The sequence below is a fragment of the uncultured Photobacterium sp. genome (assembly GCF_947502415.1).
Classification (GTDB): domain Bacteria; phylum Pseudomonadota; class Gammaproteobacteria; order Enterobacterales; family Vibrionaceae; genus Photobacterium.
In genome coordinates, this window is the sequence record NZ_CANMZV010000006.1 from 193,729 (window position 1) to 214,842 (window position 21,114).

Sequence of the window (21,114 nt, forward strand, 5' to 3'; positions counted from 1 at the left end):
CTCCCTTATAACTCTTGACCATCAAGGACAGCCTGTACCTCGGCAGCCTGCACGGTATCACCCGTATTATTGCCCCAGGCATTGCGCTCATAGGTAATCACCGCCGCCAGCTCTTTCAGGCTAAGTTGCGGCCCGAATGCTTGCATTGCAGTCCCGCTCCGACCATGAACAACTATGCTGATATGCTCAAGCTTCTTGGCCGGATCGATAGAGACCCCCTCCCCGGCCAAAGCCGGAAATGCACCGGGCAACCCCGCACCGTTAAGCTGATGACACATCGCACAGCGGGTGCCATAAACCTGCTCACCAAGAACCATCAGCTCATCCATCGACATCTGCATATCGAGCAGGCGCTGCTCTTCCTCGCGGGCCTCTTGCTGGGCAATTTTGGTTGCCTTCAACCACTGGTTATATTCGTCCTGCGGCTTGGCAATCACCACTATCGGCATGAAACCATGATCTTTACCGCACAGCTCAGCACACTGACCACGGTAAATCCCCGGCTTATCGATCCGGGTCCAAGCCTCATTAATAAAGCCAGGATTGGCATCTTTCTTAACGGCAAAATCCGGTATCCACCAGGAGTGAATGACATCCTGAGAAGTGATCAGAAAACGCACCTTTTGGCCGACCGGTAACACCAACGGACGATCAACTTCCAGCAGGTAGTTATCTCGTTTGTCCCGTTTATTCTCAATTTGAGCTGTGGTTGTCGCCAACAGTGAGTAAAACTCAACATCTTCTTCGAAATAACGATAATGCCACTTCCATTGCGATCCCGTGATCTGAACCGTGATATCAGATTCCGAAGAGTCTTCCATCGCCAGCAGGGTATTTGTGGCAGGAATTGCCATCAGAATAAGAATGACGAAAGGAATGACCGTCCAGATAATTTCAACCTTGGTGCTTTCATGGAAGGACGCCGCCACTGCCCCCTTCGACTTACGGTGCTGAATAATGGCCCAAAACATCGCACCAAATACCGCAATACCAATCGCGACACAGATATAGAAAATGGTCATATGAAGATCAAACACACGCTGGCTGACTTCGGTTACCCCTGGGGTCATGTTAAAGCGCATGGTTTCTGTTTCGGCCGATGCAGGCAGTGTCATCACTGCTGCCAGCAATCCGCATAGCAGTTGACGAATCATCACCAGGGTCCCTCCCTTCCTTGTTCCAAAATCACTCGACAACAGGTCAAGTAAGTGGATTTACCCACACAGACTGTGAGCAAATTCATGCAACCGCGATTAACAGTTTATTTACATTTAACTTAGGACAGGATCGAAAAAATAAGCAATAAATTGGCAGGAAAAAAGTACGCAGCGAATAAGGAGAAATCAGCTACTTTACAATGAGAAGTAGCAATGAAAATTAAAAAGCACGCTCTCAGGAAGAAAAAATTATAGTCGAATATGAACCAAAACCGGGGTCAGGCGATATTTCAAACTCGGTATTTTTGCAATCCAACGCTGCCAGGGACGCCAACGGGAACAAGGGTGATCCAACGGGCTGTGACTACTGGCCAACTCCGCCCACGGCAACCAGTTAAGCACCTGGCGTATCGGATCCCGATAACCGTGCCGATATTCGTCAGCCCCCATTTTTTTCGCCACAGCCGAACCACAACGATCGCCGGCAATCACCAGGCAAGCCTCAATCTGGCTGAAGTGGCAGCCGATACGCTGGATAAAGTTCGCTAGTTCACCATCACAGCATTGCAGCAGGGCCTGATCGCACAACAGTAATACCGGAGCATTACCCATCACCGGGAGAGACTTGAGCCAGGACAGATCCGTCACCGACCCCGAGCGCATGGTATAGCGCTCACTGCGATGAAACAAACGCTGACGCCACAATAAGTTCTCATCGGTATCAAGTTCAAACCAACGGCAACGGCCATTATCAAGACGATAAAAACGGGTATCTAACCCCGCACCGACATTAATAATCCAGCCGTTAGGGTGACGCTTAAGAAACTGCTGAACCTGGCGATCACATTGCAGCGTTAAGGTGGCATGAAGCAACTGGCGCTCAGTCACATTACCTGACAAACAGTCTGGTTTGAGGTGACACTGGCTACAGGCAGCAGCTGCGACTGGATCATAAATGAGGCCATCATCGACCAGACTCTCGCGGCTACGCAGCCAGAGCGGTTGAAGCAAGGCAGTCGGTATGTGGTAGCGGGAAGAATTGGTCATTATCATCTCCAGATCGACACCAAGATATGATAATGACTATCATTAACCTTTGCAAAGCATTCTATACAAAAAACAACCTATTTTTGTATGCTTCAAGCAAAAGTCGATCTGCAGAATCTTACATCCAGTCTCCGTTGCGGATCACACCTACCGCAATGCCCTCAATAGACAACTGCTGGTAGTTAAGATCAACCACAATCGGTTCAAACTCTTCGTTCTCGGCATGCAATAATACCTGGGAGCCTTTTTTCTCCAGGCGCTTCACTGTGACATCATCTTCAACACGGGCCACTACGACCTGACCGTTGTGGACATCCTGCGTTTTATGAACAGCAAGTAAATCACCATCCATAATACCGATATCTTTCATACTCATACCGTTGACTCTTAGCAGGAAGTCAGCGCGAGGCTTGAACAATGCCGGGTCAACTTCATAGTGGGTTTCCACATGCTCCTGAGCAAGAATAGGCTCACCCGCAGCAACCTGGCCAATCAACGGCAAGCCTTGCTCGTCCGAGCCCTGATCAGTCACCAGAAGGCGAATACCTCGGGAAGCCCCGGGAATGATCTCAATCACTTCTTTACGCGCCAATGCTTTCAGGTGTTCTTCGGCAGCATTGGCGGAACGGAATCCGAGTTCACGGGCTATTTCAGCACGTGTTGGCGGCATTCCAGAATCTTCAATTTTTGCTTTGATTAAATCAAAGACTTCTTGTTGGCGCGGCGTTAACGGCTTCATGACTCACCCTGTCTGTTTATACAGTTCACTGTGAGTATATCCAGTGTTCACAAGCTTGAAAAGGTAATTGTTTACGAAAAGAGCGATTTCCCTTTCGGGCTAAGCGGGGTGTGCTTTCCACTCCGGGCTTTTTGGTGTTTAAGTCCGGCGAAAAACAGTATAAATTCTCGGAAAAATGTAATACGCAGCTAGCATCACTAAATAGAACAATAAGTTACTGAAAAAGTGATTCAAAAATAATATTTAACCAAAAGTATGTGGCATTTCACAGCAAATCTACCCGCATTTTCTGCTATCCTTGCCACGCATTAAGAATTCGAGGCTAGTAAAAGATATGTCAAGTTGGCAGAAAATCTATCGAAATTTATTGAATTTGCCGCTTTCTCTGCTGGTTAAAACTCATTCCATCCCTTCAGATCCAATGGCGGATCTGGAATTAGATTTAGAACGACCGATTATCTATATTCTGCCGTTTTGTTCTAACACCGATTTAATGACACTACGCAGCAGCACCGAGGCACTGGGATTGCCCGACCCGCTGCAACCACTAGAGATCGGCGGCAAATCATACATCCGCTATGTATTCATTTCCGAAGGTCCGAGCGTATTTGGCTCTGACGGCGAACTCCCGCAGAAATCCATCGACCTGTTCACTGCTCTGCTTGAACAGCACAAACAAGATAGCGAGCTGGATATCCAGGTTGTTCCGGCATCGATCCTTTGGGGCCGCAAGCCCGGCAAAGAAGACAACCAGAAACCAACCCTGCGCCCACTTAACGGACCAGAGAAATTCTTTACCATTATGGCCCATGGCCGCGACTGTATGGTGCGTCTGAGCCCAGCAGTTTCGCTGCGCTATATGGCCGATCACCACGGCACTGATGATTCGATTGCCCACAAGCTGGCCCGTGTAGCTAAAATCCACTTCTCTCGTCAGCAACTGGCCGCCTCCGGCCCTAAGCTTCCGGATCGCCAGGCCCTGTTCAAACGCCTGCTGGCATCCAAGGCAATTGAAAAAGTTGTGGCTGAAGAAGCACAAAGCCGTGATGTACCGATAGAGAAAGTGCGTAAAGAAGCCATCGACATGATGGAAGAGATTGCGGCCGATTTCTCCTATTCACTGATCAAGCGCGGCGAGCGTTTCCTCGGCTGGCTGTGGAACAAGCTCTACCAGGGGCTGAACATACATAATGCCCAACGGGTACGCAAACTGGCGCAAGATGGCCACGAGATTGTCTACGTTCCCTGCCACCGCAGCCACATGGACTACTTGCTGCTGTCCTACGTCCTGTACCGCGAAGGCCTGGTACCACCGCATATCGCAGCCGGTATCAACCTTAACTTCTTCCCGGCCGGACCAATCTTCCGCCGTGGCGGTGCTTTCTTTATCCGTCGTAGCTTCAAAGGCAACCGCCTGTATTCCACCGTGTTCCGCGAGTACCTGGCCGAGCTGTTTGCCAAAGGCTACTCCGTAGAATACTTCAGCGAAGGAGGCCGCTCCCGGACCGGCCGTCTGCTACCGGCCAAAACCGGGATGCTGTCAATGACCATCCAGGCAATGCTACGCGGCCTGAACCGCCCGGTAACTCTGGTACCGGTCTACATTGGCTACGAGCATGTCATGGAAGTGGCAACTTATGCCAAAGAACTCCGCGGCAAACGCAAGGAAAAAGAAAACGTCGGTCAGGTGCTGCGTACCCTGCGCAAGCTACGCAACCTTGGTCAAGGTTATGTGAACTTCGGAGAGCCAATTTCACTGAACCACTACCTCAATGAAAATGTGCCGGAATGGCATCAGGACATTGACCCGATTGAGCCGCAACGCCCACAATGGCTGAGTCCTGCCGTTAATGATCTGGCCAACAAGATGATGACTCACATCAACGATGCGGCTGCGACTAACGCCCTGACCCTGTGTGCCCTGGCTCTGCTCTCGGCACGCCAGCGTGCGCTGAGCCGCGAAGAACTGGAGCAGCAGATTGATTGCTATCTGCAACTGCTGCGCAATGTCCCGTATTCAAACCAATGTACCATGCCGGATAACAATGCGGAGACGCTGGTCAAACACGCGATTGAAATGGATAAATTCATTGTCGAGCGCGACAGTCTGGGTGATATCGTTTCACTAAACCGTCAACAATCAATCCTGATGACCTACTACCGCAACAACATTATCCACTTGTTTGCGTTGCCATCACTGATCGCCCATATTGTGGTCCAGCACCAGCGCCTGAGCGTTGCGGCTATCCACGAACAGGTCGAGTTGTTATACCCGTTCCTCAAATCCGAGCTATTCCTGCGCTTTGAGAAAGATGAACTGGCAGAGGTTATCGATGCCCAGATCAACGAGCTGATCCGCCAGCGCCTGATCCTGAAAGACGGTAACGACATTGCCCTGAACAGTGCCCGTATCGGTCCATTGCAGCTGCTTGCCCGTACCATCACCGAGACCCTGCAACGCTATGCGATTGCCCTGACCCTGCTACGTTCAGAACCGCAGCTGATGAAGAGTGATCTTGAGCAGCAAAGTCAGATGATGGCCCAGCGTCTGAGCCGCCTGCACGGTATTAATGCACCGGAATTTTTCGACAAAGGTGTATTTGCAACCTTGGTGAAAACCCTGCGCAGCGAAGGCTACCTTAACGAAGAGTGCCACGCCGTCTCCCGCCCGGTTGAAAATCTGGCTGAGCTACTTGCAGCCTTAGTTTCTCCGGAGGTCAAACTGACCATACAGGCAGTAATGAACCGGGAAGACAAAGTAGAAGAGCCCGAGTCAACAGCCTAACGCGATACAATCGAGAAGAAACACGACGCTAAGCAGGCCTTTTCGGCCTGCTTTTTTTTTTGCTATTTTCATCTAAAAACATGTATGAGCAGCTTTAGGGCTACGATGTACCAATAACTCCCAATGCTGTACACAGAACAAGCCCAACAGGTAATGGATTGTTATTTATCAATTTTAATTGACGTCACCTAAGCTACCACGCAAGAGGCGTACAGCCGGTACAGCTTTTGATTAGTAGGAGGGTCAAAACCTCCTACTCCAGCATTCGAAGGCACCTTTAAAATAAAAAAAGCGCCTTAAGGCGCTTTTTAAAATCAACAGTCAGCAGCAGATCAGCCAAGGCAAGCACTCACAGCGATACCTATACATACCAGCATGCCAACGTAGTTATTGTTTAGGAACGCCCTGAAGCAGGGTTCACGGTCACGCCCCCGGAGCAGCATCTGCTGATAAACAAACAAGGCCGAGGCCAGCAGCAGGAACCAGAAATAAACCTGGCCCAGCGACAACATCGCACCAACGGCAATCAGAAATACCAGTGTACCGAGCTGCAATAACCCGATAATAATTTTATCGAATCGGCCGAACAGAATCGCTGTCGACTTGATCCCGACTTTGAGGTCGTCATCCCGGTCAACCATCGCATACTGAGTATCGTAGGCAATAGTCCACAAAATATTAGCCATGAACAGAAGCCAAGCGACCGTTGGCAGCTCACCGGCCTGTGCCGCATAAGCCATCGGGATCGACCAGCCAAACGCCACGCCCAATACCAGCTGCGGCAAATGGGTATAACGCTTCATAAACGGATAGGCCGCAGCAAGCAGCAAACCAACGACAGACAGCATGATAGTCAAGGTGTTCATGGTCAGCACCAGCAAGAAAGACACCAGTACCAACAAACCAAACAGACCCAACGCTTCACGCTCTGTCACCTTGCCCGACGGCATCGGCCGCTGAGCAGTCCGTTTAACATGACCATCAAAGTTTCGATCAGCAAAGTCATTAATCACACAGCCAGCAGCCCGCATGAAAATCACTCCAAATACAAAAACCACCAGGACATGCGGATCCGGCAAACCGTCGGCGGCAAGAAACAATGCCCACAAGGTCGGCCAAAGCAGTAGCAAACTACCAATCGGACGATCAAACCGTGCTAATTGCCAATAGGCCTTCGCTTTGCTCATTTCCAACTTTGAGTCTCCTTCGCATAAACCGGGGCCGCTTCTAAAAAGAGCTCTGCCACCAGCAGGGGTTTACCGTTAATCCACAACCGTGAACGCCGGGCCCACATCGGCTCTTCAGGAGTGCCGACATTCGCCACCACCAAGGCATCACGCCGGGCACTGCGATCAGTAAAGACCCTAAAGCCCAACGGCATTTCGCCCAACTGCTCGAGATCGCTCTCCTGACCGGTCAGAGTCGACAGAGGGATCAAAGTACGGGCAAAAACCCAAGCGACTCCATCTCCCTTCAGCACAACTTTACGTACCAGACAGTCAACATCACCAATCAATGCCCGTTCGTCGTCCGTCAGCTGTGACTTTCCAATCTTCAACTGCTCAATCAATGACACACTAAAATGGTCACAATGGCGCTGAAAACGGCGTGATAACGAGTCCGGTTCAAGCAACCAATGCCCAAACTCAGTCCCTTCAATGGCCGTTTCTGCCGGTGCCTGCCATCTGGCACGAGCCAATAAGGGTTTATATAACTGCTTGAATTTCGACATCTTTCCAATAAAAATCCCACCAACCAGTCATCTAGGGCTTGGTAGAATACGGTTAATTTATTACCATGAGGAAACACTATTGTAGCAAGCTGTAACGGGTACGAATATCGTTACGATCGAAAGAAAGCAATTCATTACCTTAAAAGGCCGACAAATCCATGAGTGTAATAATGAAACCGACAATCCTAGGCATCACCCTTTTCTTTGCCGCACTGCTGGCACCGATTTACGCTTCGGCTGAAGAAAGTCCAGCTGCTACCCCGCAATACACTTATTACACCCTGGCTCCGGATATTACGACAAACTATTTCACCCAAGGAAAACGCATTGGCTATCTACGGCTGCAGGTCGACCTGATGGTGGCCGATCCTGAGCTGATAAAAGACGTCGAGCACCACGCGCCGCTGATCCGTGACGCTATCATCAGCATCATTGGCCACCAACCTGAAGCCAAGATAAAATCACTGGCCGGACGTGAAAGTATCCGACAAGCTTGCCTCAATAAAGCCAATGAGCTCCTGATTGCGGAAACCAACCGAAAAATACTGACCGAGCTGTTGTTTACTAAATACCTCTACCAGTAATACAAAATTGAATAATAATCTGGCCTAGCGGCGAGAATTAAGAGGTAACAAAAAAGCGCTCAGTGAGCGCTCTTTTTAATCATCTTTGCATTACGCTGCGGCAACCGAGCGAGCTTCTCGCTGAGCATCGATATAGTCCGCGACCGCTTGCTGCTGCCCGGCATCAAGATACAAACCCAGCTTGCTACGTCGCCACAAGACATCCTCGGCAACCTGAACGAACTCATAAACCATCAGGTAGTCCAGCTCCCTTGCATACAGCCCTTCGCCAAAATGCAGGCCCATATCGGCTTCGCAATTAGCTCCTTCCAATAGCTTAAGGGCACAGGTACCGTAATTCGTTGCCATCCGCTCAGCGGTAAAGTCCGATAACCACGGGCATTGTTGCTGTAGCTTGACCGCGAACTGCCGGGCATCAAAGCCAGCTTCGCCACCGGGCAGGTAGGCATCAGCCGTCCAGGAGGTGCCCATGTTCGGGAAAAACGGGGCCAGCTTAGTCATCGCGGCCTCAGCCAGCTTGCGGTAGGTCGTCAGCTTGCCACCAAAAATCGACAGCAGCGGCACATTCCCCTCTTCCTGTTCAAGCTCAATCGTATAGTCACGGGTGATCGCCTGCGGTGAATCCGACTCATCATCACAGAGCGGCCGGACACCACTGTAGGTCCATACCACGTCTTCACGTTGCAGCTTGCTGGAAAAATGGTTGTTATAGACATCAAGCAGATAGCTAACTTCATTCTCATCAATAACCACTTCTCGAGGATCGCCCTGATATTCGACATCCGTTGTTCCAATGATAGAGAAACGATCCAGATAAGGGATCACAAACACAATGCGGCTATCTTCATTTTGCAGAATGTATGCCTGAGGCTGCTCATGTACTCGCGGCACCACAATGTGTGAACCTTTGATCAACCGGATATTTCGCGGTGATGCCGTTTCCAGACTCTGATCATAAAAGGCCTTCACCCACGGACCGGCAGCATTCACCAAGGCATGAGCCTGACGCTCAAACGTTTCACCAGACAAGGTATCACGAACCGTGACCCGCCAAAGCTTCCCATCCTTGACGGCTTTCTCCACCTTACAGCGGTTACGGACTTCACCACCGCGGGCTGCCACTTCCATGATATTCAGTATGACCAGGCGAGCATCATCAACCCAGCAATCAGAGTATTCAAACCCTTTGGTAATTTCCGGGATCAATACCGAATCTTTACCAAATGTCACTCCGTGGCTGGCAGGCAACGTCGTCCGCTTACCCAAATGGTCATAAAGAAACAGACCGGCGCGTATCATCCAGGCTGGGCGCAAATGTGGGCGGTGCGGCAAACGAAAACGCATAGGGCGAGCAATGTGCGGCACTTTTCGAAGCAGTACCTCACGCTCAGCCAGTGCTTCGCCCACCAGGCGAAACTCGTAATGCTCGAGGTAGCGCAACCCGCCGTGGATCAACTTGGAACTAGCTGACGACGTCGCCGATGCAAAGTCCGTCGCTTCAAACAAGCCCACGCGTAACCCACGCCCTGCTGCATCAGCAGCAATACCAGCACCGTTAATTCCGCCACCGACGACAATCAAATCCAAGACTTCCGTTGTTGCTTCCCGCATAGCACACCTCAATCGAAATTTAGCCAACTCAAAAATGTTCGTTTATGTTCGATATCGAACATAATAGACCATCAATTGATTGAGATCATCCTTTTTTGTTTTCGATTTGTTACAAAAACCCTGCTATTAATATGGATTTAACAAAAAAGGGCTGCCATTTCTGGCAGCCCGCTTATAAAAAATCGGCAATATCGTGACAATTGGCGAACTAGCGAATGATCTCGGTATGGATTTCGTTTTCCACCAAACGCTTGGACAGTTCAGACGGTGGTTCCTGATCAGTAAACAACATATCTATCTGACTGATGTCACCTAGGTTAACCATGGCATTACGACCAAATTTGGTATGGTCGACGCCAAGCATCACACAACGACTGTTTTCGATAATGGCCTGCTTGACCCTAACTTCATGGTAGTCGAAATCCAGCAATGAACCATCCAAATCAATGCCGCTGATCCCCATAATGCCAAAGTCCAGCCGGAACTGAGAGATAAAGTCCAGGGTCGCCTCACCAACAATCCCACCGTCGCGATTACGCACCTCACCACCGGCCAGGATAACCCGGAAATCATCTTTGCAAGTCAGGATACTGGCGACATTTAAGTTATTGGTCACGATGCGCAGGTCATTGTGATCGAGCAAAGCACGGGCAACCGCTTCAGGTGTCGTACCGATATCAATAAATAACGTAGCTCCGTCAGGGATATGCTTCACCATTGCCAGAGCAATACTGTCCTTCTCGGCCAGCTGCATCACTTTTCGGGTAGTGTATGAGGTATTGACGGAACTTGAAGGAATGGTCGCACCACCATGATGACGGCGAATTTGATTATCCGCGGCCAACTCGTTTAAATCACGACGGATTGTTTGCGGGCTCACGTTAAAACGCTCAACCAGATCGTCAGTGCTGACGTAACCATGGGTTTTAACGAGATCGATAATTTCCTGATGACGTTTGCTTTGCTTCACTACAGACGATGCTCCTAGTTGCAACAAGGCTTCGCGAATGCGAAGCCTTGTCATATTACCTAGAGCGTTACTAAGATGCCAATGATGGCGCTCTCAATCACGCTTTTTGTTCCGCAGGAGCTTTCACCGCTTCTTTGTGCAGCTTACTTTCCCCAATCAATGCCAGGGTCAAGAAGAAAATAGAGAAGCCACACGATGCAGTCAGCACCATAAAGCCACCGTCCCAGCCGAAGTGGTCAACGGTGTAACCCAAGACAGCGTTTGCAGCTACAGCGCCCCCCAGGTAACCGAATAGACCAGTCAGGCCAGCTGCAGTACCTGCCGCTTTCTTCGGTGCCAATTCAAGCGCGTACAGACCAATCAGCATAACCGGACCGTAAATCAGGAAGCCGATAGCAACCAATGCGATCATGTCGATGGTTGGGTTACCAGCTGGGTTGAACCAGTAAACCAGTACAGCCACAGTAACCAGAGCCATGAACAGGATACCCGCAGGCGCACGGCGGCCCTTGAAGAATTTATCCGACATCCAGCCACACAGTAGCGTACCTGGGATACCTGCCCACTCGTACAGGAAGTAAGCCCAAGATGACTTATCCACTGTGAAGTGTTTCGCTTCGCTCAGGTAAACCGGCGCCCAGTCCAGCACACCGTAGCGGATCATGTATACGAAGGCATTCGCAACCGCAATGAACCAAAGTAGCTTGTTGTTAAACACATACTTGAAGAAGATTTCCTTCGCCGTCATCTCTTTCTCGTGAGATTCGTCGTAGCTGTCAGGATAATCATTCTTGTGTTCTTCGATTGATGGCAAACCACAAGACTGCGGTGTATCGCGCATCACCAGCAAGGTGAAAGCTGCAACTAACAAGGCAAAGAACGCTGGTACATAGAAAGCTGTGCGCCAGTCATCATTGAACGCCCACAGACCCAACAGGAACATCGGACCGATCAAGCCGCCGCCAACGTTATGGGCAACGTTCCAGACCGATACAATCTCACCACGCTCCTTACGAGACCACCAGTGCACCATGGTCCGGCCACATGCTGGCCACCCCATTCCCTGGAACCAACCGTTCAGGAACAATAGGATAAACATGGCTGCAATACTGCTGGTAGCCCAAGGCATAAAGCCAAAGCACAGCATGACAATTGCCGACATCGACAGACCAGCCGCCAGGAAGTAGCGCGGATTTGAACGGTCCGAAACGCTACCCATAAGGAACTTGGACAGACCGTAAGCAATGGAAACGGCAGCCAGAGCCACACCCAAGTCACCACGGCTGTAGCCATATTCTTCAATCAGGTAAGGCATGGCCAGACTGAAGTTTTTACGAACCAGGTAGTAACCGGCATAGCCAAAGAAAATACCAATGAAGAGTTGCCAACGCAGGCGCTTGTATACGGGATCAGTCTGCCCGTCGGGGAGACGCTCCGTATGTGCAGCAGGTTTGAAGATGCCAAACATAAGATGTTCCTTAAAATTTTGTTGTTTTAGCGATGTTTTTTGCGTAAACGCAAATGTAGGGCGAGCGACATAACCGGTTGCGCTCAAGGTATGCAAATTATTGCTCGAATGATGAATTTAAAATGTGAAAAGAATCAAAAACGAAGATTTAATTCTCAATAATGGTGCTTTTACTCTAAAACTTTGACCTGTATCCGAATAAAACAAAGCAAGTCAACAAATAAGGAGAACATCCATTCGTCTTAATCTTAAAAATTAAACCGGAGATTATATATTAGTGTCGAAGCTTTGCATCCAGCAGCGCCAGGCCACAGCCACTTATCAAGCCAAACAAGTGCGCCATGTTGGCCACCGTCATACCAAATGGTTGAGCAAAGCCCAATACCAACCAAACCAACATAAAGACGACATAAGGTTTAGGTATCGCCAGACCGCGGCCGGGAGCCAACCAGCCCATCCACCAGATGTATCCCATCAAGGCATACACGACACCGGACAGGCCACCGAAATTTGGGCCGTGCAACCAGAACTGGGCAAAACCGGAGACCAAGGCGGAAAATAAGAAGACCTGTACCAACTTGGCACTCCCGCTATGACGTTCTAACTGCCCTCCCAGCAACCACCACCAAAGACAGTTAAAAAGGATGTGTATCATCGAAAAATGCAGCAAAGCATGGGAAAAAAAGCGCCAGGGCTGCCATTGATCCCCATCCATAAACGGAAAGTGAAATGCATCAAACACCGGTTTCTGCAAGCCAAGCAACCACAATACATAAATCGCAATAGCCGCAACCATCACCGACAAGCAGAATGGGCCAGCCCCGGATTTGATAATCGCCAGCAAATTCGGACTTCGATAATAAAACTTTGCCGTTCTCGTCTCGGCCACTTCCCAAGAAGCCGCCTGATATTTAGTGTCACTGGAATTGGCCAGGAACATATTAAGCTCCGCCTGCGCCTCCACCAGGTGCTGCACATCATTCAGCCAAATCGCAAACATCCCTTCCGGCTCCGGGGCCAAAGTCAAACCTATCCCCCTTGAAGCCATATAATCAATAAACGCCTGGGCCTGGCGTGGGTTGTTAAGTCCGGCTAAACGATGCATCTCTTTCTCCGAAAACAGGCCTATACCTGTTGAGTACAAGGGTAAGCTTGGCGCCGCCAGGCCTCAAACCCACCATCAAGACTATACACGGTCTCAAAACCCTGATTAATCAGATATTGTGCCGCTCCTTGGCTGCTGATCCCGTGATAACACATCACGACCACTGGCTGCTCAAAATCAACCCGGTCCATAAACTCGACTATTGTATCATTAGTCAGGTGAAAGGCAGCCTCAGCATGTGACTGAGCAAATGACTGCGGATCACGAATGTCTACTAACACAGCCTGTAAATTGTGCTGCTGCAGTAAGGTATAAGCCTGCTCTACTGAAATATGTTCAAACTGTTCCATGGACTGCCTCTTTCTCAAATCTGGTTATTTCTGCCAATAGCTTTTTTATTGTTTAATTATCTGTACGGTTTGATCTTTATGGCGGTTCAAAATGTGATGATCGTCCGTTTTAGGATCCCAGATAGGCTAACCGCCTGACCTTGCCGCCGCCAAATATTGTACCCCACAAAGTTACTCACAACCTCATGCAGAAAGTAAGGCTATCACAAGCAAGTAGCTCTCTTGCAGAGATCAGGTGGAGCAAGGCTCAGCTAACGGTCCGCCCAGTTCCCACCACCATCATTGCTCAATTTACCACCAGCTGTGGAAAAAACTGTGAATAGCGTTGATAATGTGTTTTCTCCAACTTAGATCCACTATATATAGATCGGATCCGATCAAAAGCTGTGGATAAAATTCCATTTGATCCACAGAGCTACTCACATATGTGATATATCTCCCAGAAATTAGGCACAAAAAAGCCGGCTCTAAGCCGGCTTCCTTAAATTCAATTATGTGGATAATTTTCGAAGATCCTTAGATCACATCACCAACAGCTTCTTTTAGCTTTTTCATCGCATTTTTTTCCAGCTGGCGGATCCTTTCTGCAGAAACCCCGTAATGGTCAGCCAGTTCCTGCAAGGTCGCTTTCTGATCGTCTAACCAGCGGGAGCGAACAATATGCTGGCTTCGCTCATCCAAACCACCCAAAGCCGAAGATAAGCGATTATTGGCATGAGCTTCCCAGTTATTTTCTTCATAACTCAGTGCAACGTCTGATGACTTATCTTCCAGGAAGTAAACCGGAGCAGTATAGCCACCGTCACGATCATCATCTTCAGACGGCATCTCAAAAGCCGGATCCTGAGCAGCCAAACGCGATTCCATCTCGCGCACTTCGCTAGCATCAACACCCAACTGTGCAGCTACCATCTCGACTTCGTCATTGTTGAACCAACCCAGGCGTTTTTTCGCCTTACGCAAGTTAAAGAACAATTTACGCTGCGCCTTGGTAGTCGCAACTTTAACAATTCGCCAATTACGCAGAACATATTCATGGATCTCGGCTTTGATCCAATGCACAGCAAACGACACCAGACGCACACCGACTTCAGGATTAAAGCGTTTCACCGCCTTCATCAGGCCAATATTACCTTCCTGAACCAGATCCGCCATTGGTAGGCCATAACCTGAATAACCACGCGCAACGTGCACCACGAAGCGCAGATGAGACATAACCAAGGCTTTCGCCGCATTGATGTCACCATCATAGTGAAGACGCTCAGCTAACTCACGCTCCTGCTCCGCCGACAGCATCGGATAGCTGTTAACGCTCTGGATATAACCATCCAGACTCTCCGCAGAAACTAGAGCCATTGAAGTCATCTCTTGTGCCATTCAATCAACCTCGTGTGTTTTTTGTACCAATGAGAAATCACTTGAACCTGCAATGATGCCCAGAAAACAAGCACCTTTGCAAGCAAGTCGCGTAATTTACACCATTTATAGAGTTAAAAACGTCAGATAGGTTCAATTTCTTTCAAATGGCGGCCAGCAGAAAGGCGGGCTGCCAACAGGCCAAGAAACGAGGCAACCATGAACAAAATCAGAGTTTCGTCCCAGCGTAAACCGACCAGACGGTAGCTACTGTCATACAACGAGGCAAGTTTTGCCACCGCACTATCAAGAAGTATAGTCACGATTGCCGTCAACACCCAGGCAACAACAGCCCCGATCAGACCATACCAGACTCCGGTATACAGATAAGGCCGCAGAATAAAACTATCTGTTGCCCCAACCAGTTTCATTACCTGGATCTCATCTTTATGGTTCTGTACTTGAAGCCGCAAGGTATTACCCACAATCAGAAAAACTGCAAACAGCATCAATCCGGATATCAGCAGGGCTAAAGTCACCGCCAGCTCTTTGATCGCAGCCAGCCGCTGCAACCAGTCGCTATCAAGACGAACCTCATCAACGGTTGGTTCAGTCCGGATTTTGGCAGCCAGTTGAGTCGCGCGCTCACTGGTTTGCCACTCACCAGCCGGGCGAACGACCACCACGGCGGGCAACGGGTTCTCATCCAGCAGGCTCAAGGCCTGATCAAAGCCTGCATGCTCCCGAAAATCCTGCAAGCCCTGCTGCGGCGGGATATATTCTACCGATTCTATCTCCGGCCAACCGCGCAGCTGTTCGCTGAACTGATCAGCCATCGGATCAGAAATACTCTGCTCCAGATACAATGTCAGCTGAGTCGGGCTCTGCCAGGCCTGGGCAATCAAGGCCACATTCTTCGCTAACAAATAGAAGCTGGCCGGCAACGTCAACGCAAAAGACAACACGGCCAGTGTCAGGATATTACCCAACGGCCGCCGCATCATCTCCGTCAGCGCCCCCAGGCATTGTTGCTTATGCACGGCAAAAAAGCCGGTTTGCTCACGCGCCACTTGCCAACTCCCTCAAATGTCCTTGCTGTAAGTCTAAACGCCGATAGTTATGAGTCGTCAACAACGAAGTATCGTGCGTCGCCATCAAAACACAGACGCCAACCCGGTTAAATTCTTCAAACAGCCGCATTACCTGCTGGGACAAGGCCGCATCTAGATTCCCCGTCGGCTCATCAGCCACCAGCAAACGAGGCTTATTGACCACCGCCCGCGCAATCCCGACGCGCTGTTGTTCACCACCGGATAACTGCATCGGCAGACACCGGGCCTTATCAAGCAAGCCGACCTTATCCAGCGCAGCTGATACCCGGCGCTTGATTTCATTTTCCGACGCCAGCTCAACCCGCAGCGGCAATGCCACATTGTCGTACACGCTGCGATCCATCAGCAATTTGTGATCCTGGAAAATAATCCCGATATTACGCCGCAAAAACGGGATCTGCTCATTATCAAGCCGGCTAATATCATGACCGTTGAAAAAAATCTGGCCATCACTTGGCCGCTCAATCGCACAGATCAGTTTCAGCAGGGTACTCTTACCCGCACCGGAATGGCCGGTCAAAAAAGCCATATCTGCCTGTTGCAGATGAAAATCCACTTTTTGCAGGGCCTGACGACCACCGCGGTAAACCTTACTTACCTGCTGAAACCGGATCACTATCTATTCCTCATCACTAAACAGTGCTGCAATAAACTCATCGGCGGCAAACGGGCGCAAGTCTTCAATTCCCTCTCCGATACCAATGTAGCGAATAGGAATATTAAACTGATCGGCAATGGCAAAGATCACCCCGCCTTTTGCCGTCCCATCCAGCTTGGTGATCGTAATACCGGTAACCGGTGCCACTTCACTGAACAATTTAGCCTGACTGATGGCGTTCTGACCTGTACCCGCATCCACGGTAAGCATTATTTCATGCGGCGCCTGCGGATCGACCTTCTTCATTACACGAACAATCTTACGCAACTCTTCCATCAGGTTGCCTTTGTTCTGCAAACGACCGGCAGTATCGGCAATCACCACATCAATATTCTTGGCTTTCGCCGATTCAATTGCATCAAAGATCACCGAGGCACTATCAGCACCAGTATGTTGGGCAACCACCGGTACATTATTTCGCTCACCCCATACCTGCAACTGCTCTACGGCAGCAGCACGGAAGGTATCGCCGGCAGCCAGCATGACGGACTTGCCATCACTCTGGAACTGCTTGGCCAGCTTACCAATTGTGGTGGTTTTACCAACGCCATTAACCCCGACCATCAAGATCACATATGGTTTACGGCTAGTATCAACAACCAGTGGCTGTTCCACCTTCTCCAGCATCTCGCCTAGCTCGTCCTTCAACAAGCCATATAGAGCCTCGCCGTCCTTAAGCTCCTTTCGATCTGCCTTTTCTGTCAGGCTCTCGATAATTTTAAGTGTGGTATCCATACCGACATCGGCGATCAGCAACTGCTCTTCGAGCTCCTCGAACAGCTCATCATCGATTTTCTTGCCACGGAACAAGCCAACAAAACCGGAACCAAAATTAGTTTTAGTTTTCTTCAAGCCGCGCATCAGGCGGGCAAAGAAACCCTCACTTTTTGGTTTTTCCTGTTCATGAACAACCGCTTCCGGCTTTTCATCTATAGCTACCGCTTTTTCTGCTTCAGCTTCTTCTGTAACCTCTGCTGCTGCAAGAGCTTCAGCCTCTTCCGCAGCCTTTGCCGCCGCCAGAGCCTCAGCTTCTTCTGCTGCCTGCGCTGCCGCCAAAGCCTCAGCTTCTTCTGCTGCCTTTGCTTTCGCTACATCATCTTGTGCCGGCGCTTCTTGTACAGCACCCGCTTCTGTCTCGACCTCTTGCTGGTCTTTCTGTTGTTCAGTTTGCTCGGTCTGTTCTTCAGAACCAAAACCCAGCCACGAAAATAATCCGCGTTTCTTTTTTTCTGCCATTGGCAAATCCTAGAGCTTGATTGGTACAATTTGCAGTCTAAAAACAGGTGTATACTATCATTTTCTAATCGGTCGAAGAAATCTATGACGAGACGCAGACAACAATCAGGGCAAAATATGCCAAATAACCGCCGGGAAGGGTTCGTGAGAATCATTAGTGGTCGCTGGCGCGGGCGTAAACTACCGGTCCATGATGTTGAAGGTCTCAGACCTACTACTGATCGTGTAAAAGAAACAGTTTTCAACTGGTTAGCTCAAGACCTCTATGAAGCGAAATGCTTGGATCTGTTTACTGGCAGCGGCAGCCTGAGCTTTGAAGCCCTATCTCGTGGGGCGCAAAACGTCACCATGATCGAGCTGGATAAAAAAGCGGCAAATCAATTGAAAAAAAACCGCGCCACCATCGAAGCCGATAATGCCACCATCCACAATACGGACAGCCTGACGTTTCTTAACCAACCGGGAACGCCGTATGACATCGTCTTTATCGATCCGCCATTTCGCAAAGATTTACTCCAGGATGTGATCAATCGACTGGAAGACAATGGTTGGCTGGCACCACATGCCATCATTTATATAGAGGCAGAAAAAGAGCTGGGGGAGCTGGACACGCCATCTCACTGGCATCAATACAAGGAAAAAACCACCGGTCAGGTTTGTTACCGGTTATTTGAAAGAGAGGAAGCATGAAAGCGCTGATTTTATTAGCCAAAGCCGCCATCGGATTCGTCTGGCTAGTATTGCTCGTTAATATTTTTTACCCGTTCCCAAGTGTTGCCGCTATGGCCCTGTATATCATGACGGGATTCCTGCTGATGATGCACGGTCTGCAGATGCTGATCTTCATTGGCGCCTTCGGCGACAAGATATCGATGAGTCGCTGGGAAAGGTGGTCGATACTAATCTTCGGTATCTTTGCCCTGTTGGATATCCGCCGCAAACACATGATGTAAAGAAAAAAAGCGAGCTCAGGTTATGAGCTCGCTTTTTTTTCCCATTTTTATCCCAAAGCGAAGAAATCGCGGACTCCGTTCAGGAACATCTGAGTCGACATCATGATCAACAATAACCCCATCAGACGCTCGACGGCCTTCAACCCCCTTTCACCCAACAGACGGTTGAACACTTCATAAAACATCAGGATCAAAAACGAGGCGCCCCAAGCTAATAAAACCGCCAGCACCCAGTCCCAGGTTCGACCCGGCTCCTGGTTTGACAACAGTAACAAAGAAGCCAGTACCGAGGGTCCAGCAATCATCGGGATCGCCATCGGTACAATAAACGGCTCTTCACCTGCGGCCAGACCGGTCACTCCTCCCGGTTGCGGGAAAATCATCCGAATCGCAATCAGAAACAGAATAATACCGCCAGAGATACTGACCGTTTCCGACGACACATGAAGGAAATTAAGCATCTTCTGGCCGCCAAACAAGAACATCAGCAAGATGACCAAAGCGATCAGGAGCTCGCGCACCATGATGACTCGTCGCCTTTTCGGCTCAATATGCCGCAAGATAGACAACATTACCGGCAAGTTACCCAGCGGATCCATGATCAAAAACAGCATGACCGCCGCAGAAATAATTTCCACAGAGCAGACCTCAGAAAGAGATTAATAAAAATGAAGGTTTAGAAAAATAACGATATCAGCCAGAAAGCTGACAAAGAGGGGAAAAGTATAACAAACGAACAGCAAGGTGGCGATAATTTACCACCTTGATTGTAAATTCTCTCGGGAGAGACCGACTTAGTGGTTACACATCCGTTCTTTATTGGCAGTAATTATATCGCCATCCTGAACAACCTTGCGACGATCAAGCAGGAAAATTAGCAAAGCATCGAAAGTCAGACCTTCCTGGCTACAAGTGTGAAAACGAACGCCTTCACCATATTCAGCAATAACCGCTTCTTTTAATGACTCTTTTGTATATGGAGTCTCGGCGGCAAGCAACATATTCAGGACATTATGGGCGTGGATCTGGCTCATGGTTTTACTCGCTGTCATCAAAAAGAGATAACATAATTAAACCACACTAGCCGCGAGCCAGATTGACCCAAAACAAATAAATATATTTAAAATGTATGTTTATCATGCCCGCACTGCCAGCATATTTCAAACTGGCCTTCATTGTGCTCACCGCAATTCGTACCGCGCCAATAACCCATTACAGACACAGACCTCAACCAGCCTATTTCTTTTCAGCTAAACCAGTAAAGAAGCAACAAAAAGTGACTGGGCCAGATAATAGCTAGACATCACCACCGCAGTAGCAGAAGGCAACGGGCCGCGAAACCTATCCAGCGCTAGCACCGTATCGGATAGCATAAATACCAACGCCCCCACAAATGCCAGCAAACTGGTCATCGAGCCAACGGTAAGCCAGAACTCACCTGCCGCCCACGTCATCTGTACAATCACTGCAATATACATCGCAACAGGTAGCATCAAAGCCCCCAAAGAAGGCAGAAAAAGCAGAAAGACGATGATACCGCCGGCAAATAGCAACGCAGGCAACCACCACACCATATTGTCATCAAGCTGACTCCAGAAGGCCAACGAATAAGCAATATGAGCCAAAAGAAAACTTACCAGCCCCGGGACAAACCTGTCTTTCGGTAACATCAGCAAAATATCACCGACAACAGACAATATCAGGCCAATAAAAATCACCTGGTGATAGAAGCCCTCCAGCCCGGACTGCCACGCTAGCATCAGCAGCAGCACCATAGTAAACGGCTTAAATAGGTAAAACTGCCACTTCGGTCCGTGATAAGCAGCAGTAATATGCAATAGTGCTGAGAAAGAGATGGCTAACCATACCCACATAACGTCACCGATATCATTATTGTTATAAGCAGAACAGTTTAGAAACCCAATCGAGATTGTCTAGCAGGGATCAACGAGAACTAGACACCGCTTATAAAAACACAAGCGATCATCATGACGGACAACAAAATAAACAACTCACCAGAAAGTCCCTTTCAACAGTGAACAAAAACAGAATATGCCAATGAGTAACAAATAAAGACAACAAAGTAGCCCACTACAACATCCTGTGACGATGAATAACTAATTACCGCCAATAAAATCCATCTACCACGTCTTTTTCGTGTCAATTTTTTGTCATGGCAAACAATCAGGACAGCAATAAATCAATAACTTACAACAACAATCATCACTAAACACCATGATTAACCCTGTTG

At 49.2% G+C, this 21,114-nt stretch carries 21 protein-coding genes; 4 read left to right on the forward strand and 17 right to left on the reverse strand.

The annotated features are described in order from the left end of the window. Positions 1 to 5: 5 nt before the first annotated feature. From coxB to lexA, 3 genes are all read right to left on the reverse strand, one after another. Entirely contained in the window at positions 6 to 1,154 is a 1,149-nt protein-coding gene (gene coxB, locus Q0852_RS08885) for a cytochrome c oxidase subunit II (RefSeq protein WP_299017403.1), read from the reverse strand. Positions 1,155 to 1,406: 252 nt separating this feature from the next. Beyond that, on the reverse strand, positions 1,407 to 2,204 hold the full coding sequence (locus tag Q0852_RS08890) for a class I SAM-dependent methyltransferase (protein ID WP_299017240.1): 798 nt from the start codon (positions 2,202 to 2,204) through the stop codon (positions 1,407 to 1,409). A gap of 118 nt (positions 2,205 to 2,322) precedes the next feature. Next, a complete protein-coding gene (gene lexA, locus Q0852_RS08895) occupies positions 2,323 to 2,943 on the reverse strand; it encodes a transcriptional repressor LexA (RefSeq protein ID WP_299017243.1) in 621 nt (206 codons plus the stop codon). Positions 2,944 to 3,277: 334 nt separating this feature from the next. Between lexA and plsB the strand changes: the two genes are divergently transcribed. Continuing rightward, complete coding sequence (plsB, locus tag Q0852_RS08900; RefSeq protein ID WP_299017245.1) at positions 3,278 to 5,728, forward strand: glycerol-3-phosphate 1-O-acyltransferase PlsB; 2,451 nt, start codon at positions 3,278 to 3,280, stop codon at positions 5,726 to 5,728. A gap of 332 nt (positions 5,729 to 6,060) precedes the next feature. Here plsB and ubiA read toward each other — a convergent pair whose 3' ends face one another. Continuing rightward, on the reverse strand, positions 6,061 to 6,921 hold the full coding sequence (gene ubiA, locus Q0852_RS08905; RefSeq protein ID WP_299017246.1) for a 4-hydroxybenzoate octaprenyltransferase: 861 nt from the start codon (positions 6,919 to 6,921) through the stop codon (positions 6,061 to 6,063). Next, positions 6,912 to 7,460, reverse strand: a complete 549-nt coding sequence (locus tag Q0852_RS08910; protein ID WP_299017249.1) for a chorismate lyase — start codon at positions 7,458 to 7,460, stop codon at positions 6,912 to 6,914. Before Q0852_RS08910 ends, ubiA begins: the two co-directional genes overlap by 10 nt. A 170-nt stretch (positions 7,461 to 7,630) precedes the next feature. On the opposite strand from Q0852_RS08910, the gene Q0852_RS08915 reads away from it, so the two are divergent. Beyond that, positions 7,631 to 8,044, forward strand: coding sequence for a flagellar basal body-associated protein FliL (locus Q0852_RS08915; protein WP_299017252.1), 414 nt, complete (start codon positions 7,631 to 7,633; stop codon positions 8,042 to 8,044). Between the two features lie 90 nt (positions 8,045 to 8,134). Here the strand turns inward: Q0852_RS08915 and glpD are convergent, their stop codons facing one another. From glpD to ftsY, 9 genes are all read right to left on the reverse strand, one after another. Then, the gene (gene glpD / locus Q0852_RS08920) at positions 8,135 to 9,655 is read right to left on the reverse strand and encodes a glycerol-3-phosphate dehydrogenase (protein ID WP_299017255.1); all 1,521 of its coding nucleotides are present in this window, start codon (positions 9,653 to 9,655) and stop codon (positions 8,135 to 8,137) included. 208 nt (positions 9,656 to 9,863) lie between these two features. Further along, positions 9,864 to 10,625, reverse strand: coding sequence for a DeoR/GlpR family transcriptional regulator (locus tag Q0852_RS08925; RefSeq protein WP_299017406.1), 762 nt, complete (start codon positions 10,623 to 10,625; stop codon positions 9,864 to 9,866). Positions 10,626 to 10,722: 97 nt separating this feature from the next. Next, positions 10,723 to 12,093, reverse strand: a complete 1,371-nt coding sequence (glpT, locus tag Q0852_RS08930) for a glycerol-3-phosphate transporter (protein ID WP_299017258.1) — start codon at positions 12,091 to 12,093, stop codon at positions 10,723 to 10,725. 274 nt (positions 12,094 to 12,367) lie between these two features. Further along, complete coding sequence (glpG, locus tag Q0852_RS08935) at positions 12,368 to 13,198, reverse strand: rhomboid family intramembrane serine protease GlpG (RefSeq protein ID WP_299017261.1); 831 nt, start codon at positions 13,196 to 13,198, stop codon at positions 12,368 to 12,370. A gap of 20 nt (positions 13,199 to 13,218) precedes the next feature. Then, positions 13,219 to 13,548, reverse strand: a complete 330-nt coding sequence (glpE, locus tag Q0852_RS08940; RefSeq protein ID WP_299017264.1) for a thiosulfate sulfurtransferase GlpE — start codon at positions 13,546 to 13,548, stop codon at positions 13,219 to 13,221. 516 nt (positions 13,549 to 14,064) lie between these two features. After that, entirely contained in the window at positions 14,065 to 14,925 is an 861-nt protein-coding gene (gene rpoH, locus Q0852_RS08945) for an RNA polymerase sigma factor RpoH (protein WP_299017267.1), read from the reverse strand. Between the two features lie 122 nt (positions 14,926 to 15,047). After that, positions 15,048 to 15,974, reverse strand: coding sequence for a permease-like cell division protein FtsX (ftsX, locus tag Q0852_RS08950; RefSeq protein WP_299017270.1), 927 nt, complete (start codon positions 15,972 to 15,974; stop codon positions 15,048 to 15,050). Further along, complete coding sequence (gene ftsE, locus Q0852_RS08955) at positions 15,964 to 16,632, reverse strand: cell division ATP-binding protein FtsE (RefSeq protein WP_299017274.1); 669 nt, start codon at positions 16,630 to 16,632, stop codon at positions 15,964 to 15,966. The genes ftsX and ftsE overlap by 11 nt, the downstream gene beginning before the upstream one ends. 3 nt (positions 16,633 to 16,635) lie before the next feature. Beyond that, positions 16,636 to 17,910, reverse strand: a complete 1,275-nt coding sequence (ftsY, locus tag Q0852_RS08960; RefSeq protein ID WP_299017276.1) for a signal recognition particle-docking protein FtsY — start codon at positions 17,908 to 17,910, stop codon at positions 16,636 to 16,638. A gap of 84 nt (positions 17,911 to 17,994) precedes the next feature. On the opposite strand from ftsY, the gene rsmD reads away from it, so the two are divergent. Both rsmD and Q0852_RS08970 read left to right on the forward strand, forming a co-directional pair. After that, positions 17,995 to 18,600, forward strand: coding sequence for a 16S rRNA (guanine(966)-N(2))-methyltransferase RsmD (gene rsmD / locus Q0852_RS08965; RefSeq protein ID WP_299017278.1), 606 nt, complete (start codon positions 17,995 to 17,997; stop codon positions 18,598 to 18,600). Next, a complete protein-coding gene (locus Q0852_RS08970; protein ID WP_299017280.1) occupies positions 18,597 to 18,863 on the forward strand; it encodes a DUF1145 domain-containing protein in 267 nt (88 codons plus the stop codon). The genes rsmD and Q0852_RS08970 overlap by 4 nt, the downstream gene beginning before the upstream one ends. Positions 18,864 to 18,910: 47 nt before the next feature. On the opposite strand, the gene Q0852_RS08975 is transcribed toward Q0852_RS08970, so the two are convergent. From Q0852_RS08975 to Q0852_RS08985, 3 genes are all read right to left on the reverse strand, one after another. Then, positions 18,911 to 19,501, reverse strand: a complete 591-nt coding sequence (locus Q0852_RS08975) for a YhgN family NAAT transporter (protein ID WP_299017283.1) — start codon at positions 19,499 to 19,501, stop codon at positions 18,911 to 18,913. Between the two features lie 156 nt (positions 19,502 to 19,657). After that, on the reverse strand, positions 19,658 to 19,897 hold the full coding sequence (locus Q0852_RS08980; RefSeq protein WP_299017286.1) for a YecH family metal-binding protein: 240 nt from the start codon (positions 19,895 to 19,897) through the stop codon (positions 19,658 to 19,660). Positions 19,898 to 20,113: 216 nt separating this feature from the next. After that, positions 20,114 to 20,737, reverse strand: coding sequence for a lysoplasmalogenase (locus Q0852_RS08985; RefSeq protein ID WP_299017289.1), 624 nt, complete (start codon positions 20,735 to 20,737; stop codon positions 20,114 to 20,116). Between the last annotated feature and the right edge of the window lie 377 nt (positions 20,738 to 21,114).

What these genes read in the sequence shown, in the direction of transcription:
- coxB (WP_299017403.1), bottom strand. Translation starts at nt 1,154, where the DNA reads ATGATTCGTCAACTGCTATGCGGATTGCTGGCAGCAGTGATGACACTG.
- Q0852_RS08890 (WP_299017240.1), bottom strand. Translation starts at nt 2,204, where the DNA reads ATGACCAATTCTTCCCGCTACCACATACCGACTGCCTTGCTTCAACCG.
- lexA (WP_299017243.1), bottom strand. Translation starts at nt 2,943, where the DNA reads ATGAAGCCGTTAACGCCGCGCCAACAAGAAGTCTTTGATTTAATCAAA.
- plsB (WP_299017245.1), top strand. Translation starts at nt 3,278, where the DNA reads ATGTCAAGTTGGCAGAAAATCTATCGAAATTTATTGAATTTGCCGCTT.
- Q0852_RS08910 (WP_299017249.1), bottom strand. Translation starts at nt 7,460, where the DNA reads ATGTCGAAATTCAAGCAGTTATATAAACCCTTATTGGCTCGTGCCAGA.
- Q0852_RS08915 (WP_299017252.1), top strand. Translation starts at nt 7,631, where the DNA reads ATGAAACCGACAATCCTAGGCATCACCCTTTTCTTTGCCGCACTGCTG.
- glpD (WP_299017255.1), bottom strand. Translation starts at nt 9,655, where the DNA reads ATGCGGGAAGCAACAACGGAAGTCTTGGATTTGATTGTCGTCGGTGGC.
- glpT (WP_299017258.1), bottom strand. Translation starts at nt 12,093, where the DNA reads ATGTTTGGCATCTTCAAACCTGCTGCACATACGGAGCGTCTCCCCGAC.
- glpG (WP_299017261.1), bottom strand. Translation starts at nt 13,198, where the DNA reads ATGCATCGTTTAGCCGGACTTAACAACCCACGCCAGGCCCAGGCGTTT.
- glpE (WP_299017264.1), bottom strand. Translation starts at nt 13,548, where the DNA reads ATGGAACAGTTTGAACATATTTCAGTAGAGCAGGCTTATACCTTACTG.
- rpoH (WP_299017267.1), bottom strand. Translation starts at nt 14,925, where the DNA reads ATGGCACAAGAGATGACTTCAATGGCTCTAGTTTCTGCGGAGAGTCTG.
- ftsY (WP_299017276.1), bottom strand. Translation starts at nt 17,910, where the DNA reads ATGGCAGAAAAAAAGAAACGCGGATTATTTTCGTGGCTGGGTTTTGGT.
- rsmD (WP_299017278.1), top strand. Translation starts at nt 17,995, where the DNA reads ATGACGAGACGCAGACAACAATCAGGGCAAAATATGCCAAATAACCGC.
- Q0852_RS08970 (WP_299017280.1), top strand. Translation starts at nt 18,597, where the DNA reads ATGAAAGCGCTGATTTTATTAGCCAAAGCCGCCATCGGATTCGTCTGG.
- Q0852_RS08980 (WP_299017286.1), bottom strand. Translation starts at nt 19,897, where the DNA reads ATGAGCCAGATCCACGCCCATAATGTCCTGAATATGTTGCTTGCCGCC.
- Q0852_RS08985 (WP_299017289.1), bottom strand. Translation starts at nt 20,737, where the DNA reads ATGTGGGTATGGTTAGCCATCTCTTTCTCAGCACTATTGCATATTACT.